Here is a 15,057-nt window from a genome sequence, read left to right on the forward strand (position 1 = left end):
GCGCCTGCCGCCATCACCGAGCGCGGAGGGGCTGCTCTCTCGCGGCGCCACCGCCGGTGCCGTCGTCGCCGGTGCCGGCCTGGCCGAGCGGCAGCCAGTCCAGCACGTCCTGGATCTGGGCGTCCCAGTACGCCCAGTCGTGCCGGCCCGGGCCGGTGACGTAGCGCAGTGGCACGCCGGCCGCGGCCGCGGCGGCTGCGAACACCTCGTTGTCGGCCAGGAGCTCGTCCTCGGTCCCGCAGCAGGCGTACAGCGCCGGCAGCGCCGCCGGGTCGGCCCGGTCCAGCAGCGCCAGCAGGTCGTGCTCGCTGCCCCGCAGCGGCGCCGGCCCGAACACCCGGCGGGACAGGTCCGGCCGGCCGCGGTCACCCCGGCCGGCGACGTCGAGCACCCCGGACAGGCTCGCCGCGGCCGCGAACCGCTCCGGGGCGGTCAGCGCCCACCGCATCGCCCCGTACCCGCCCATGGAGAGCCCGGCGACGAAGGTGTCCGCCGGCCGGTCGGAGACCCGGAAGAACCGGTGGACGAGCACGGGCAGCTCCTCGGTGAGGAAGGTGCCGTAGCGGTTGCCGTGGTGCTCGTCGACGTAGAAGCTGCGGTCCACCTGCGGCATGACCACCGCCAGACCGCGGTCGGCGACGTAGCGCTCCACCGAGGTCCGCCGCACCCAGGTGGTCGCGTCGTCGGACAGGCCGTGCAGCAGGTACAGCACCGGGGGCTCCCCCGCCACGGCCGCGCCGGCCATGCCGATCTGGGCCGTCGTCGGCTGCGGCAGGATCACCTGCATCGACGTGCTGATCCCGAGCACGTCGGAGAAGAAGTCGCAGCGGATCAGCGCCACCGGTCAGCCTCCCGGCCGGGCGCCGGGGCGTGGTCCGCGCGGGCACCGCCCGCGCCGGCACGGTACGCGCCGGCGCCGCCCGGGGCACGCCCCGCGCGGCCGAGCAGCCGCCAGGTGCCGGGCAGCAGCGCGGCGGCGGCCACCGCCTTGACCACGTCGCCGACGAGGAAGGGCACCACGCCGAGCGCGAGCGCCTGGCCGAGCCCCACGCCGAGGAACCCCATCAGCCAGGGCACCCCGACCAGGTAGACGACGGCGGTGCTCGCCACCGCGCCCAGCGCGGTCCGCCACACCGAGCGGTCGGCGCCGCGGCGGGCCAGCCAGCCGAGCAGCACCCCGGCCGGCACGTACCCGACGGCGTACCCGAAGGACGCCAGCGCCCACCCGCTGCCGCCGCCGGCGAAGACCGGGACGCCGGCGACGCCGAGGAGCACCAGCAGCGTCAGGCTCAGCCCGGCCCGCACCGGCCCGAGCGCCGCCCCGACCAGCAGGACGCCGAACGTCCCGAGGGTGAGCGGGACGGGCGTGAACGGCAGCGGCACCTCCGCCTGCCCTACGACCGCGACGAAGGCGGTGCCGCCGAGCACCAGGGCGGCGTCGCGCAGCCGGGTGCGGGGCAGGACGTCGGCGAGGACCGGGGCGGCGACGGCGGACATGGGCGGCTCCTCGGCAGGGTCGGCGGGTGCGCGGTGGCGAACCGGCACGGTGGCTCACTGGGGTCGGTAGGGTCGGGCCCAAGCATGCCGCACCCCGGCGCCGGGCGACGCGGCCGCCCAGGACTTGTCCCGGCTCACACCCGACGTCCCCGGCGGATGGAACACCTGGACGGGTACCGGCGTTGGACCGGGTGGATCGATGAGGGCGGTGGGCCGACGTGCCCGCCTGCAGACCGGCCAGCGGATCACGCGCCGGCAAGCGGATACGAGCGAGGGAGATGCACATGGCAGAGCGCTCACTACGTGGCATGAAGATCGGCGCGAACAGCCTCGAGTCCGAGGAGGGCGTGGACTTCGCGCCGCGCATCACGGCCGAGTACACCTGCCCGGACGGGCACACCTTCACCCTGCCGTTCTCGGTCGAGGCCGAGCTGCCGCCGGTGTGGGAGTGCCGGTGCGGCAAGGAGGCCCTGCTGCGCGACGCCACCAAGCCCGAGCCGAAGAAGCCGGTGAAGCCGCCGCGCACGCACTGGGACATGCTCCTGGAGCGGCGCTCCATCGACGAGCTCGAGGTGCTCCTGGAGGAGCGCCTGCAGCTCCTGCGCAGCGGTGAGCTGCGCCGGCGCAGCGCCTGAGGCACGCGCCCACCCATCTGCGGCCCGCCCGGTATCCCCCAACCGGGCGGGCCGCTGCACGTCCAGGGGGCGGTCCGCGGTCGCCGTCGGACGCGGACGACGGCGGCCGGTGCGGTCGTCGTCGGCTGCCCGTCCGGCGGTCGACGGCGGCCGGTGCGGTCGTCGACGGCGGCCCGCCCGTCGACGGCGGCCCGCCCGTCGACGGCGGCCCGTCCGGCCGTAGCCGGCCAGCCGCCGGCATGGGTTGAAGCCAAGGGCGAGCCTGGCGCTCGTCAGCGCCGCTCAGACCGCGGTGCCATCCACGGCCGCTGCCGCGCGGACCCCCGCCGCGACACCCGTCCGAGCCAGCGCCGCAGCTGCCGCGCGCGGTGCGCCACGCCCCACGCCGTCGTGCGCCACAACGCCTCCAGGACGATCGCGCGGGTCATCTTCGAGCGCCCCTCGGCCCGCTCGACGAAGCTGATCGGGACCTCCACGACCCGCCCCCCGGCGCGGTGCACCCGCCAGGTCATGTCCACCTGGAAGCAGTAGCCCTGGGACTGGATCTCCGCCAGCGGCAGCGCCCGCAGCGTCGTGGCCCGGTAGACCCGGAAGCCGCCGGTGGCGTCGCGCACCGGCACCCCCAGCGCCAGCTGGACCCACAGGTTCCCGGCCCGGGAGAGCAGCAGCCGGCGGCGCGGCCAGTTGACCACCTCTCCCCCGGGCACCCACCGCGAGCCGAGCACGAGGTCGGGGGCGTCCGACGCGGCGGCCCGGGCCAGCAGGGCGGGGAGCTGCTCGGGCCGGTGCGAGCCGTCGGCGTCCATCTCGACGACGAGGTCGTAGCCGCGGGCCAGCGCCCAGCCGAACCCGGCGACGTAGGCCCGGCCCAGGCCCTCCTTCCCGGCCCGGTGCAGCACGTGCACGGCCGGGTCGGCGGACGCCGCGGCGTCGGCGACCGCGCCCGTCCCGTCCGGGCTGGCGTCGTCGACGACCAGCACGTCGGCGCCCGGCACCGCGGCCCGGGTGCGCGCGAGCGTGCCGGGCAGGGTGTCGCGCTCGTCGTAGGTGGGGATGATGACGAGCGTCCTCATCGGCCGCTCCTGGCCGGCGCCGGCCGTCCGTCGCGGGCACCGCGCGTGCCCGGCGTGCCGCCGCCGTCGGGAGCCCCGTGCGTCCCGCCGTCGCCGCGCGTCTCGCCGTCGTCGAACCCAGCCGCTGGACCCCGGCCCCGCCGGCCCCGACCCGCGACCAGACCGGCCAGCACGGCCGCGGCCGCCACGAGCTGGACGACGGCCGCCGGCCAGCCACCCAGCCGGGCGGCCCAGGTCAGGGAGGTCCGCAGCGGCACGGCGGCGGTCATCTCCTCGGCGGTGAACAGGCCGGTGCTGGCCACCGGCGTCCCGTCCGGACCGACGATCCCGCTGACCCCGACCGTGGAGACCTGCACCACCGTGCGGCCGTGCTCGACCGCCCGGAACCGGGAGATGGCCAGCTGCTGCTCCGCCTCGGCCGAGCGGCCGAAGGAGGCGTTGTTCGTCGGGACCACGATCAGCTCCCCGCCGCGGCGCACGCCGTCGGCGATGAGGTCGTCGTAGGCCACCTCGAAGCAGATCCCGACGGCGACCGGCACGTCCCGGCCCAGCCGCGCCACCGGCACGGCCAGGACGCCCGGTCCGGTGCCGGCCGCCATGTCCAGGCTCACCAGGTCCACCGCCGAGGTGAAGGTGCGGAAGAAGTCCCGGTAGGGGATGTACTCCCCGAACGGCACGGGGTGCTGCTTGGTGTAGGCCGGGCCGGCGCCGACGCCGGGCTGCCAGAGCAGGTAGTCGTTGTAGCGGGTGTCCGTGAAGAAGCGCTGGGTGCCGAGCAGCAGCGGGGCGTCCACCGCGGCCGCGGCACGGTCGACGACGGCGGCGACGTCCGGGTCGGTGCGCGGGTCGATGTCCGAGGCGCTCTCCGGCCACACCACCAGGTCCAGCGCCCCGCGCCCGGCGCGCTCGGCCAGCGCCACCGTGCCCGCGGCGTGGTTCGCGGCCACCGCGCGGGCCTGCGACATCGCCTCCGCGCCCTGGGTCGGGACGTTGCCCTGCACCGCGCCGAGGCGCAGCGTCCCGGCCTCCGCCCGGGTGCCCAGCGGCACCAGCGCCGGCCCGACCGCCAGCGCGCCCGCCACGACGAGCGCGCCGGCGCCGGCGCCCACCCGGGCGCGCCGGAGGCTGACCAGCGCGGCGGCCAGCAGGGCCCCGACGAGGACGACGACGCCGCTGACCAGGGGCGTCCCGCCCCAGGCAGCCAGCCGCACCACCGGGGCGTCGGCCTGGGAGAAGGCCAGCAGCCCCCACGGGAACCCGCCGAACGGCCAGCGCCCGCGGAGCTGCTCCACGGCCACCCAGACCACGGCGGCCAGGACCGCCTGCAGCCACGGCCGGCGGGCGACCCACGGCACGCGCCGGGCGATCACCCAGGCCGCGCCGAAGACACCGACGGCGGCCGCCTCGGCGACCGACAGCGCCACCCACCCGATCGGCTCCCCCACCGCCTCGTCCGCCCACCGCAGCAGCGGCAGGAAGAACGCCAGGCCGGCCACGAACCCGACCAGCCACCCCCACCAGGCGCTGTCTCGGCGCAGCGCCAGCAGCAGCAGCGCCACGCCGAGGTAGGCCAGCGGCCACCAGGACAGCCGGGGGAACGCCGCCCAGAGCGCCACCCCGCCGGCCGCGGCGAGCAGCAGCGACCCGAGGCGGGAGGGGACGGGGCGGGGCACCTCGTCAGTCTAGGTTGGGGCGGCGGTCGGAGCCGGTGGGGCCGGGGCCCGGTTCGCCGGCGGGAGGGGCTCGCCCGACCGCTGAGAGAGCTGACGGGAGTGACCGCTGGGCCGCCGGCGCAGCAGCTGCGACAGAGACAGCAGACCTGCGTGCCCGTCGGAGCGGCCGACCTCGCACCCGCTGCAGAGACAACAGACCCGCGTGCCCTTCGGACCGGCTGGCCGAAGGACCATCCGTTTTCTACTGGGCACGCGGGCCTGGTCACTGTTACCGGGGGCAGCCGCACGCAGCAGGTCCGCTGCGCAGGGCCAGCTCCCCGGGGGACAGGTTCCGAACGTAGCGCTCCCGCGTCGCCCGGAACAAGCGACCATTACTGCAGGTCAGAGGCGAGCGAGCAGGTCCGAGGGTCGTGCGCCTGGGGACATCGAGAAGGACATTCGGCGTGTCGGCCCCGGCGTGTCGTCGGTGTCTGGGTCGGGTCGGTGTGGTAACGCCGGGACCAACGGACGGTGACGGCCCGGAGTCCGGGTCGGACGTGCATCCGGGCGGCGGGCGGGGCGTCGGACAGGGCCCGGGGCACCGGGCGACGCGGTGGTCGTTAACGTCAGGCGGGTCGTGCTTGACGGACACTCCGAGCCGGGCCGGCTCGGCCCCGCCGACCCTCCTCCCGACCCTCGGCGGGAGCAGGGGTGCTCGTGAACGACCACAAAGTCCCCTCCGCGTCCGCGGCGCGGCGGTAAAGCTGCAGGTCGGCGTGCGCCGAGAAGGCCCTGTCCGGGCACATTGTGGTCGTTCACGAACACCGCTGGCCCGTCCTCGCGGTCGCCGCGCCGCTCGTGGCCGGCGTGGCGCTCGTGGCCGGCGTCGCGCTCGCGGTCGCGGTGCTCCAGGTCGTGCCCGTCCTCGGCGCGCCCGGCCGCTCCGGTGCCCGGTCGCTCCGGTGCCCGGCCGCGGCCAGGTCACACCGTGGACCAGGCCACCACCCCGCGCCGGACCAGGCCCATCGCCTCCCGGGCCCGCTGGGCCAGCCGCGCCTGCGGGGCGGCCACCGAGACCTGGTCCAGCACGTCCAGCACCTGCTTGCACCAGCGGACGAAGTCCCCGGCCCCGAGGTCCGCGACCAGCAGGGCGTCGGCCAGCGGGGCGCCCTGGGCCCAGGTGTGCACCGCGGCGACGAGGCCGAGGTCGACGGGCTCCATCGGCGTCACCCGGTGCTGGCGCTCGAGCTCGGTCAGCTCGGTGGCCAGGGCCACCGTGGCGTCCAGCGCCTGCCCGAGCCGGCCGTGCGGCCCGCCGGGCAGCGGCCCGGCGCCGCTGGGGGTCTCGGTGCGGGCGGAGTAGACGGTGGTGGACACCACGGCGGCCAGCTCGGCCGGGGACAGGGTGTCCCAGGCGCCGCGGCGCAGGCACTGGGCGAGCAGGAGGTCCTTCTCGGCGTAGAGCCGTGCCAGCCAGCGGCCGTCCTCGGTCACGCGGAGCGCACCCGCGCGGGCGCCATCGCCGGGGATGCCACGGGCCCCGGTGCTCCCCCGGGCGCCGTCGCCGCTCCCCCGGCCGGCCCCGCCCCCGCTCCCCCGGGCGCCGTCGGCACCAGCCCCGGCCCCCGGCCCGCCGTCGTCGGCCGCCAGGTACCCCAGGTCCAGGAGCACCGCGCACACCTTGTCGAAGTCGTCGGCGATGGTTCCGGTGCGGCGCTGGATCCGGGCGAGCAGCGCCTCCTGCTCCTCCTTGGCCCGCTCCCAGCGCTGCGCCCAGCGGGCGTGCTCCTCCCGGTCGGCGCAGCCGTGGCAGGGGTGGTTCCGCAGCCGCTCGCGCAGCCGCGCCAGCTCCTCGTCCGACGTCGCCGTCGACGGCTCCCGCCCGCCCCGGCCCGGCCCGCCGGCGTCCAGCCGGCCCTCCGCCAGGGCGTTCCGCAGCGAGGAGGCCAGGTCCCGCCGCTGGGCCGGGTTGCGGGGGTTGAAGCCCTTGGGCACCCGGACCTTGCCGACCACCCGGACCCCGCCCGGCGCCTCGACGGCGGTCAGCGTGCGGACCTGCCGCTCGTCGGTGAGCAGCCGCAGCTGGGGGCCGTCGAACCCGCCGGCCTCGGCCTCCAGCACGACGGCGTGCGCGCTGCGCCGCCCGCGGGCGAAGCTCACCACGTCCCCCCGGCGCAGTCCCTCCATCGAGCGCCGGGCGGTGGCCCGCTGGGCGTGCGAGCGCTCCCGGGACAGGTCCGCCTCGCGGGCCTTGATCTGCCGGCGCAGCTCGGCGTACTCGGTGAAGTCGCCCAGGTGGCAGGTCATCGCCCGCTCGTACTCGGCGACCGTCTCGGCCAGCCGGGCCGCCTGCCGGGCCAGCCCGACCACCCCGCGGTCGGCCTGGAACTGGGCGAAGGAGGTCTCCAGCACCTCCCGGGCCCGGGCCGCGGGCATGGTGGCGAGCAGGTTGACGGCCATGTTGTAGGTGGGGTGGAACGCCGAGCGCAGCGGGTAGGTGCGCCGGGAGGCCAGGCCGGCCACCGCCACCGGGTCGATCTCGTCGCTGTACAGCACCACCGCGTGGCCCTCGACGTCGATGCCGCGCCGGCCGGCCCGCCCGGTCAGCTGGGTGTACTCCCCGGGCGTGAGCTGGACGTGGGCGCTGCCGTTCCACTTGGTCAGCGACTCCAGCACCACCGACCGGGCCGGCATGTTGATGCCCAGCGCCAGGGTCTCGGTGGCGTAGACCACCTTGATCAGCCCGGCGGTGAAGAGCTGCTCGACCGTCTCCTTGAACACCGGCAGGAGCCCGGCGTGGTGCGCCGCGACCCCGCGCTCCAGGGCCAGCGCCCAGGCGTCGTAGCCCACCACCGCCAGGTCCTCCGGCGGCACCGCGGCGGTGGCCTGCTCGACCACCTCCCGGATGGTGGCCGCCTCGGCGGCGGTGGTCAGCCGGACGCCGGCGGCGACGGTCTGGTGCACCGCGGCCTCGCACCCGGCCCGGGAGAAGATGAACACGATCGCCGGCAGCAGGCCGGCCCGGTCGAGGCGGTCGACGACGACCGGCCGGGGCGCCGGGCGCACCCGCGGACCGAACCGGGCGCCGTCGCCTGGGCGGTCCCGGCGGTCCCGGGCGTGCCGGTCCGGGCCGCGCCGGCCCTGCCCGCGGCCGCCCTGCCCGTGCCGGTCCCGCCCGGCCGACCCGCGGCCGCCCCGCCCGGCGGCGCCGCGGGCGCTGCCGGTGCGCTGGGCGCGGCGGACGGCCTCGACCAGCTCCGGGCTCAGCGGCGGGTCCCCGCGCACCGCGGTGGGGTCCACGTGCGCGGCGTAGAGGTCGAGCAGCCGGGAGCCGACCATCATGTGCTGCCACAGCGGGACGGGCCGGTGCTCGGAGACGACGACGGCGGTGTTGCCGCGCACGGTGGTGAGCCAGTCGCCGAACTCCTCCGCGTTGGACACCGTCGCGGACAGCGAGACCACCTGCACGGCCGGGTCGAGGTGGATGATCACCTCCTCCCACACCGGGCCGCGGAACCGGTCGGCGAGGTAGTGCACCTCGTCCATCACCACGTACCCCAGCCCGGCCAGGGTGGGCGAGGCGGCGTAGAGCATGTTCCGCAGCACCTCGGTGGTCATCACCACGATCGGCGCGGAGCCGTTGATCGAGGTGTCCCCGGTGAGCAGGCCCACGTTCTCCCGGCCGTGCACGGCGGCCAGGTCGAGGTACTTCTGGTTGCTCAGCGCCTTGATCGGGGTGGTGTAGAACGCCTTGCGGCCGGTGACCAGGGAGAGGTGGACGGCGAACTCCCCGACCACCGTCTTCCCGGCCCCGGTCGGGGCGGCGACCAGGACGCCGTGGCCGGCCTCCACCGCCTCGCAGGCCTGGACCTGGAAGTCGTCGAGCTCGAAGCCGAGCCGGGTGCGGAAGCGGGCCAGCTCGGAGGCCTCGGCCTGCTGACGACGGCGGAAGGCGGCGTACCGCTCGGCCGGTGAGGTCATGAGCCGAGCGTACGTCGGTACGGAGGGCTCAGCCGGTGAGCACGCTCACCGCCCGCGGGTGCAGGTCGCACTGCAGCGGCAGGGCGTCCAGCGTCTCGCCGTCGGCCATCGCCGGCGGCGGCACCGCGCCCCGCTCGGGCAGCGGCTCGATGCGCACGCTGCGGGCCCGGCGCACCTGCACGGCCGGGTGCCGGACGTGGCTGCCCCGGTAGAGCCGGGGGAAGACCCGCAGCAGGGTGGCCCGCGGCAGGCCGTCGGCGAGGACGACGTCGAGCAGCCCGTCGTCCGGCTCGGCGTCCGGGGCGATGCGCATCCCGCCGCCGAAGCAGCTGGTGTTGGCGACGGCGACCAGCGTCCCGTCCCCCTCCCACACCTCCCCGTCCATCGTCACCCGGTACCCGAAGGGCCGGAACGCGCCGAGCTCGGCGGTCAGCGCGCGGACGTACCGCCCGCCGCCGGCCGGCCAGCGGAGCCGGTTCGCGCGCGCGTTGACCGCGGCGTCGATCCCGCAGGACAGCACGGCCAGGTACCAGTGGGTGACCAGGCCGCCGGGCCGGGAGACGGCGACGGCGTCGAGCTCGCGGGACCGGACCAGGCCGGGGGCCAGCGCCGAGCGCAGCACGTCGAGGGAGGCGCCGACGTCGCGCACCGGCAGGCCCAGGTCGCGGGCGATGTCGTTGCCGGTGCCGACGGCGACCAGGCCGAGCGGCACCCCGGTGCCGGCCACCGCGTTCGCGCCCAGGTGCACCACGCCGTCGCCGCCGACCAGGACGAGCGCGTCCAGGCCCTGCGCCAGGCCCTGCCGGGCGCGGGCCAGGGCGTCGCCGACGTCGGTCCCGGACAGGTCCAGCGGCTGCAGCCCGGCGGCGGCGAGCCCGGCCCGCACGTCCGCCGCGACGCGGGCCCCGCGGCCGCGGCCGGCGGTGGGGTTGACGACGACGCCGACCCGCCCGGTCCGGGCCGGCCGCCGGGGGGTCACGTGGTCGCCCCGGTCGTGGGGCGGTGGCACGCCGCTCCGGCGGCGGCGCGGCTCACGCCGTCGCCTCGGCCGCCCGGCGCCGCCTGGCCACCCGGCGGTCGCGGAGCAGGGAGATGCCCACCGCCGCGAAGTACATCCCGCACAGCGGCACGCCCATGGCGATCATCGACCAGGCGTCGGGCAGGGGGTTGACGACGGCGGTGAAGACGAAGCAGCCGATCACCGCCCACCGCCAGGCCTTGAGGTAGGTGCGCCCGGCGACGACCCCGAGGAAGTTCAGGCCGACCATGACCAGCGGCAGCAGGAAGCCCAGCCCGAAGGCCAGGATGACCCGCATGAAGAAGGTGTAGTAGGTGCGGGCGTCGAGGAGGTTGACCGCCAGGTCCGGGGTGAAGGCGGTCAGCATCTGCACCGCGTGGGGCAGGACCCACCAGGCGAGCGCGCCGCCGGCGACGAACAGCACGGCGCCGGCGAGGATGAAGGACAGCGAGTACAGCCGCTCCTTGCGGGTCAGCCCCGGGACGACGAACATCCACAGCTGGCCGATCCACCACGGGCTGGACAGGAACACGCCGAGGAACAGCGCCACCTGGATCTTCAGGTCGAAGGCCGAGCCGACGGTGCCGAAGTTGAGCTGGGCCAGCCGGCCGCGGCTGGCGATGACCTCCAGCGGCGCCTGCATGGCGACGACGATCGGGTCGTACACCACCCAGCCGACGACGGCGCCGACCAGCAGACCGAGCGCCGCCCACAGGATGCGTCGGCGCAGCTCACGCAGGTGCTCCCGGAGAGGCATGCGCCCCTCCGGGTCGCGCCGGCGGGAGCGCGCGCGACCCGGTGCCGCCACGCCTCAGGGCTGCTGGGGAGGCCGGGGACCCGGCTCGTCCTGGGGGTAGGGCTGGTCGCCCTGTCCGGGCTGCCGGCCCGGCGGCGGGTACGGCTGGTTGCCCTGGGCCGGGTCGGGCTGGTGGCCCGGCGGTGGGTAGGGCTGCTGGGCCGGGGGCGCGTAGGCCTGGCCGCCCGGCGGGGCGGTGCCCGGACGGCCCGGGTACCCGGTCGGGCCTGCCGGCGGCTGCCCGCCGGTCGCCGAGTAGGAGGACGCGGGGGCGTCGTCGTCCTCGCGCAGCTCCTTGACCTCCTTCTTGAACACCTTGAGCGACTTGCCGATGCTGCTGGCGATGTCGGGCAGCTTGGATGCGCCGAAGACCAGCAGGATCACCAGCACTACGACGATGATGTGCCAGGGTTGGAGCGCGCCGCGCATGGGACCACCTTCGGGTTGGGGGCCAGGTCAGGATAACGGTTCCGTCTGCCGAGATTGGCGCTGGTTCGTGCTGGGACGGGGCGCGGGCGCGGTCCGGGCGGGGCCCGGGCGGCGCGGCGCCTGGCGCCGGAGGGAAGGGACCATGTCGGCCAGCACCCGAGCAGTCCCCTGGCAGCCCGGGCGGCTGGAGGTCATCGGGCACCGCGGCGCGCGCGGGCACCTGGTGGAGAACACCGTGCCCAGCGTGTTCCGGGCCGCCCAGCTGGGCGCGACCGCCGTCGAGATCGACGTCCAGCTCACCGCCGACGGTCAGGTGGTGGTCTGGCACGACCCGGTCCTGCTGCCCGCCAAGGTCCGGGACACGCGCCCGGCCGCCCCCGGCGACCCCGCCTTCCCCTACGTCGGGCGCCGGGTCGCGGACCTCAGCTACGACCAGCTCGCCACCCTGGACGTGGGCAGCCGCGCCCAGCCGGGCTTCCCCGGGCAGGCCACCCGGCCGGGGACGCGCATCGCCCGGCTGGCGGAGGTGCTCACCGCCGCCCGGGACGCCGCCCCAGGGCTGTGGTTCCTGGTCGAGCTCAAGTGCGACCCCGGAGCCGGCACGACGGCCGCGCCCGACGCGCTCGTCCCCGCCGTGCTGGCCGAGATCGACCGGGCCGGCGCGGCCGACCGGGTGGTCCTGGAGTCCTTCGACTGGCGGGTCCTGCCCCTGGTCGCCGCCCAGGCGCCGCGCCTCCCCCGCGCCGCGCTCGCCGCCGTCGGGGAGACGTGGGCACCGGGCAGCCCGTTCCTCGGGCCGGTCCAGTACGCCGCGCACGACGGCGACCTGGTCGCGGCCGCGGTCAGCCTCGGTGTCGACGCCGTGGCCCCCGGCTATGCCGGCCCGGCGGGTGCGGCCGGGCCGGGAGTCGGTGCGGCTGGGCCCGACGGCGGTGCGGCAGGGCCGGGAGCCGGCGAGGTTGCGCCGGACGGCGGGGCGCCGACGCCGGAGGGCGGGACGGTGAGCGCAGGCTCTGCCAGCCTCGTCTGCGACCGGGCCTTCGTCGAGCGCGCCCACGCGGCCGGGCTGGCGGTGCTGCCGTGGACGGTCAACGACCCCGCCGACCTGGCGCTCGTCGTCGCGGCCGGCGTGGACGGGGTGATCAGTGACTACCCCGACCGCGTCCGCCGGGCGGCCGCCGGTCCTGCTTGAGTCGCGGGTAGGCCTGCCCGGGGATCGTGCGGTCTGCGTCGGTGGGGGCGGGCGTCAGCCCGCCGTGACGAGTCCTCGCAGGTCAGGCGAGACGCCCGGCGCGCCACCGCGCCGTCGCCCGCGCCAGCCGGGCGCGCCGCTGCCCGGCCCGCTCGGCCCGGACCCGGTCCCGGACGGCATGGGCGCGGTCCGTGCCGGGAAGCCCGGCGGCCAGCGCCGGCACGTACGGAGCCGGGGCGGCGCCGTCGTCCGCCTGGTCGAGCCGGCCCAGGGCCTCCCCCGCCCGGGACGCCTCCCGGCCGAGCGCCCGGACCTGCTGCCACAGCCGCCACCCGAGCAGCCCGACGACGGCCAGCGCCGCGAGGACGAGGACGGTCCACACCAGCCACCACATGAGGGTCAGGCTAGGTGGTCGTAGGCGGCCAGCGCCTGGCGCGCCCGGGCGGCGGCGGCCCGGGCCAGCCCGGCCGGCCGGACGGCGAGGACCGCCTCCCCCAGCGACAGGACCAGGTTGGTCACCCAGGCCGGGTCGGCGACGCGCAGCCGCACCTCGAGGGAGCCGTCGGGCAGGTCGGTCACGGACTCCACCGGCGTGTGCTCGGCGACCCACCGGGCCCGCGAGGCCAGCCGCAGGGTCACCGGCTGCCCCTCGGCCCAGTCCGGCTCGGCGTCGGCGACCTCGGGGTGCGCCGCGGCCGGGGTTGGCAGGACCTGCGCGGCGAGCACCCGGTCCACCCGGAAGGTGCGGGCGTCCTGGGCGCGGTGGCACCACGCCCGCAGCGTCCACCGCTCCCCGTCCGCGCGGAGCTCGACCGGGTCCACGTCCCGCTCGGTGACGACGTCGGCGGCCGAGACGTAGCGCAGGTGCACCTGGCGGCCCTCGGCCAGGGCGTGGCGGAGGGTGGGCAGCGCGGCCGGGGCCGCGGCGGGGGCGTCCACGTGCACGGCGGTGGCCTGGGTGGCGGCCTGCCCGGCGGCGTCCTGCAGCTTTGCGGTGGCGGAGCGGAGGGCGTCTGCGTCTAGCGCGGGGTCGCCGTCGGCCAGCGCGGCGAGCGAGCGGAGCGCGACGAGCAGGGACATCGCCTCGGACGGGCTGAGCCGCAGCGGGCGGTCCATGCCGCGGGCCTGGGTGAGGGTGAGCACGCCGTGGTCGAGGGCGTCGGCGGAGAAGTCGAGCAGGTCGTCCGGGAGGTAGCCGGGGGTGCCGGAGACCCACAGGAGGTTGACGTCGGCGAGGACCTGCGCCTCGCTGACGCCGAAGTGCCGGGCGACGTCGGGCACCGGGACGCCGGGGTGGTCGCGCAGGTAGGCCACCAGGGCGAGGAGCCGGGTGAGCCGGTCGGCGGTGGGCTCAGGCATCGCCGTCGTCCAGGGCGGTGACCGCCCGGAGCCGGCGCACGACGGCGGCGCGCAGCTCGGGCGGGTCGAGGACGAGGACGCCGTCGGCGTAGGTGGCGATCTCCTCGGCGGCGATCTCCAGGTCGGAGAAGGGCACGGTGAGCAGGTCCCGGTCGGTGAGCGGGCCCTCCCCGGCGGGCGCCGGGGTCTCGTCGGCTCCGCGCCGGTCCGGACCGACGACGGCGCGGCCGGGAGCGGCGCCGTCGGGCACGGCGCGGGCCCGCAGCGCGGCGGCACGGTCGGGCAGCACCGCGAGCCGGGCGAGGCCGGCCGGGCTCCGGGCGGGCAGCAGGGCGGTGACGTCGACGTCGGCCGGCACGGTGAACGCCCCGGCCGGACCGGTCGGCCGGACCCGGCCCTGGATGCGGGAGAGGCGGAACGCGCGCGGCGCCTGCCGGTCGGTGTCCCGGCCGAGGAGGTACCAGCCGCGGTCCCGGCTGAGGATCCGCCACGGCTCGACCGTCCGGGTGGTGACCTGCCCGGTGCTCGCGGCGCGGTAGGTGAAGGTGACCGCCTGCCGCGCGTCGATGGCCGCCAGCAGCGGGCCGAAGGCCGGTTCCGGCCCGCGCACGCGCAGGGCGAGGCCGGTGTGCGCGCCGGGGTCCGGGGCGGGCCCGACGGCGCGGAGCTTGGTCATCGCGCGGCGGGCCGAGGCGTGCAGAGCGGCGTCCTGCCAAACCTCGGCGGCGAGCGAGAGCACGCCGACCTCGGCCGGGGTGAACGATACCGGCGGCAGGGTGTAGCCCTCGGTGTCCACCCGGTAGCCCAGGTCGTCGTCGTGGGCCGGGTCCCGGACGAGGACGAGCGGCACGCCCAGCTCGCGGAGCAGGTCCTTGTCGCGCTCGAACATCCGCTCGAAGGCCTCCGCGGAGGCGGCGTCGGCGTAGCCGTTGACCTGGCTGCGGATCTGCTGCTTGGTCATCCACCGGGGAGTGTGCGTCAGCGCGATAACGAGGTCGAGCAGCCGCTCGGCCGCCTCCACACGCTGGGCCACGTCCCCACGGTACCGGCCGACGGCTCTGCTGCTGACACGGGCCCGCACCCCAGCAGAATCGGCAGGATCTTGACAGGCAAGTGGCTACTTGCCTAACGTGCGGGTGTGGCCGACGTCTTCAAGGCACTGTCCGACCCGACCAGGCGGGCGATCCTCGACGAGCTGCACGCGCGGGACGGGCAGACGCTGTTCGAGCTGTGCGGCCGGCTGATGACGAACCACGGGTCGACGTCGTCGCGGCAGGCGGTCTCCCAGCACCTCGACGTGCTCGAAGCGGCGGGTCTGGTCAAGACCGAGCGCAGGGGCCGGTACAAGTTCCATCACCTCGACACCGCACCGCTGGAGCCGATCGTCGGGCGTTGGCTCGGCGGCCAGGCCGACGGCCGCAGCAG

13 protein-coding genes and 1 pseudogene are annotated in these 15,057 nt (G+C 76.9%); 3 read left to right on the forward strand and 11 right to left on the reverse strand.

Annotated features, from left to right (window positions below):
* Nucleotides 1–13: 13 nt before the first annotated feature.
* Together MF406_RS09050 and MF406_RS09055 are read right to left on the reverse strand one after the other, a co-directional pair.
* Nucleotides 14–841 (reverse strand): alpha/beta hydrolase family protein, encoded by an 828-nt coding sequence (locus MF406_RS09050; RefSeq protein ID WP_242892115.1) that lies wholly within the window; start codon nt 839–841, stop codon nt 14–16.
* Nucleotides 832–1,497 carry a biotin transporter BioY gene (locus tag MF406_RS09055; protein WP_242892117.1) on the reverse strand — a complete coding sequence of 222 codons (666 nt, stop codon included), beginning with the start codon at nt 1,495–1,497 and terminating at the stop codon, nt 832–834. Before MF406_RS09055 ends, MF406_RS09050 begins: the two co-directional genes overlap by 10 nt.
* Nucleotides 1,498–1,781: 284 nt before the next feature.
* Here MF406_RS09055 and MF406_RS09060 point away from each other — a divergent pair, with 284 nt between their 5' ends.
* Entirely contained in the window at nt 1,782–2,132 is a 351-nt protein-coding gene (locus tag MF406_RS09060) for an RNA polymerase-binding protein RbpA (protein ID WP_242892119.1), read from the forward strand.
* A 272-nt stretch (nt 2,133–2,404) separates the two neighbouring features.
* Here MF406_RS09060 and MF406_RS09065 read toward each other — a convergent pair whose 3' ends face one another.
* The 6 genes from MF406_RS09065 to tatA all read right to left on the reverse strand — a co-directional run bounded on the left by MF406_RS09065 (nt 2,405) and on the right by tatA (nt 11,081).
* The gene (locus tag MF406_RS09065; protein WP_242892121.1) at nt 2,405–3,205 is read right to left on the reverse strand and encodes a polyprenol monophosphomannose synthase; all 801 of its coding nucleotides are present in this window, start codon (nt 3,203–3,205) and stop codon (nt 2,405–2,407) included.
* Nucleotides 3,202–4,878, reverse strand: a complete 1,677-nt coding sequence (gene lnt, locus MF406_RS09070) for an apolipoprotein N-acyltransferase (protein ID WP_242892123.1) — start codon at nt 4,876–4,878, stop codon at nt 3,202–3,204. Before lnt ends, MF406_RS09065 begins: the two co-directional genes overlap by 4 nt.
* A 960-nt stretch (nt 4,879–5,838) precedes the next feature.
* Complete coding sequence (locus MF406_RS09075) at nt 5,839–8,838, reverse strand: RNA helicase (RefSeq protein ID WP_242892126.1); 3,000 nt, start codon at nt 8,836–8,838, stop codon at nt 5,839–5,841.
* Nucleotides 8,839–8,866: 28 nt separating this feature from the next.
* Nucleotides 8,867–9,847: a diacylglycerol kinase family protein gene (locus MF406_RS09080; RefSeq protein WP_242892129.1), complete on the reverse strand. Its 981-nt coding sequence runs from the start codon at nt 9,845–9,847 to the stop codon at nt 8,867–8,869.
* Nucleotides 9,848–9,869: 22 nt separating this feature from the next.
* Complete coding sequence (gene tatC / locus MF406_RS09085; protein WP_242892144.1) at nt 9,870–10,613, reverse strand: twin-arginine translocase subunit TatC; 744 nt, start codon at nt 10,611–10,613, stop codon at nt 9,870–9,872.
* A 54-nt stretch (nt 10,614–10,667) separates the two neighbouring features.
* Nucleotides 10,668–11,081: a Sec-independent protein translocase subunit TatA gene (gene tatA / locus MF406_RS09090; RefSeq protein ID WP_242892147.1), complete on the reverse strand. Its 414-nt coding sequence runs from the start codon at nt 11,079–11,081 to the stop codon at nt 10,668–10,670.
* A gap of 142 nt (nt 11,082–11,223) precedes the next feature.
* On the opposite strand from tatA, the gene MF406_RS09095 reads away from it, so the two are divergent.
* Complete coding sequence (locus tag MF406_RS09095) at nt 11,224–12,273, forward strand: glycerophosphodiester phosphodiesterase family protein (RefSeq protein WP_242892150.1); 1,050 nt, start codon at nt 11,224–11,226, stop codon at nt 12,271–12,273.
* Between the two features lie 82 nt (nt 12,274–12,355).
* On the opposite strand, the gene MF406_RS09100 is transcribed toward MF406_RS09095, so the two are convergent.
* The 3 genes from MF406_RS09100 to MF406_RS09110 are packed head-to-tail and all read right to left on the reverse strand — an operon-like array spanning nt 12,356 to nt 14,665.
* Nucleotides 12,356–12,667 carry a hypothetical protein gene (locus MF406_RS09100; RefSeq protein ID WP_242892153.1) on the reverse strand — a complete coding sequence of 104 codons (312 nt, stop codon included), beginning with the start codon at nt 12,665–12,667 and terminating at the stop codon, nt 12,356–12,358.
* Nucleotides 12,668–12,672: 5 nt separating this feature from the next.
* The gene (locus tag MF406_RS09105) at nt 12,673–13,632 is read right to left on the reverse strand and encodes a YafY family protein (protein WP_242892155.1); all 960 of its coding nucleotides are present in this window, start codon (nt 13,630–13,632) and stop codon (nt 12,673–12,675) included.
* Complete coding sequence (locus MF406_RS09110) at nt 13,625–14,665, reverse strand: YafY family protein (protein ID WP_242892158.1); 1,041 nt, start codon at nt 14,663–14,665, stop codon at nt 13,625–13,627. The genes MF406_RS09105 and MF406_RS09110 overlap by 8 nt, the downstream gene beginning before the upstream one ends.
* 105 nt (nt 14,666–14,770) lie before the next feature.
* Here MF406_RS09110 and MF406_RS09115 point away from each other — a divergent pair.
* Nucleotides 14,771–15,004, forward strand: a pseudogene (locus MF406_RS09115) (ArsR/SmtB family transcription factor); the annotation flags it as partial.
* Nucleotides 15,005–15,057: the final 53 nt, after the last annotated feature.

Source organism: Georgenia sp. TF02-10, assembly GCF_022759505.1.
GTDB lineage: Bacteria > Actinomycetota > Actinomycetes > Actinomycetales > Actinomycetaceae > TF02-10.

Coding starts and splice junctions, on each gene's coding strand:
- MF406_RS09095 (WP_242892150.1), top strand. CDS start 11,224: ATGTCGGCCAGCACCCGAGCAGTCCCCTGGCAGCCCGGGCGGCTGGAG.
- tatA (WP_242892147.1), bottom strand. CDS start 11,081: ATGCGCGGCGCGCTCCAACCCTGGCACATCATCGTCGTAGTGCTGGTG.
- MF406_RS09105 (WP_242892155.1), bottom strand. CDS start 13,632: ATGCCTGAGCCCACCGCCGACCGGCTCACCCGGCTCCTCGCCCTGGTG.
- MF406_RS09060 (WP_242892119.1), top strand. CDS start 1,782: ATGGCAGAGCGCTCACTACGTGGCATGAAGATCGGCGCGAACAGCCTC.
- MF406_RS09100 (WP_242892153.1), bottom strand. CDS start 12,667: ATGTGGTGGCTGGTGTGGACCGTCCTCGTCCTCGCGGCGCTGGCCGTC.
- tatC (WP_242892144.1), bottom strand. CDS start 10,613: ATGCCTCTCCGGGAGCACCTGCGTGAGCTGCGCCGACGCATCCTGTGG.
- MF406_RS09065 (WP_242892121.1), bottom strand. CDS start 3,205: ATGAGGACGCTCGTCATCATCCCCACCTACGACGAGCGCGACACCCTG.
- MF406_RS09075 (WP_242892126.1), bottom strand. CDS start 8,838: ATGACCTCACCGGCCGAGCGGTACGCCGCCTTCCGCCGTCGTCAGCAG.
- MF406_RS09055 (WP_242892117.1), bottom strand. CDS start 1,497: ATGTCCGCCGTCGCCGCCCCGGTCCTCGCCGACGTCCTGCCCCGCACC.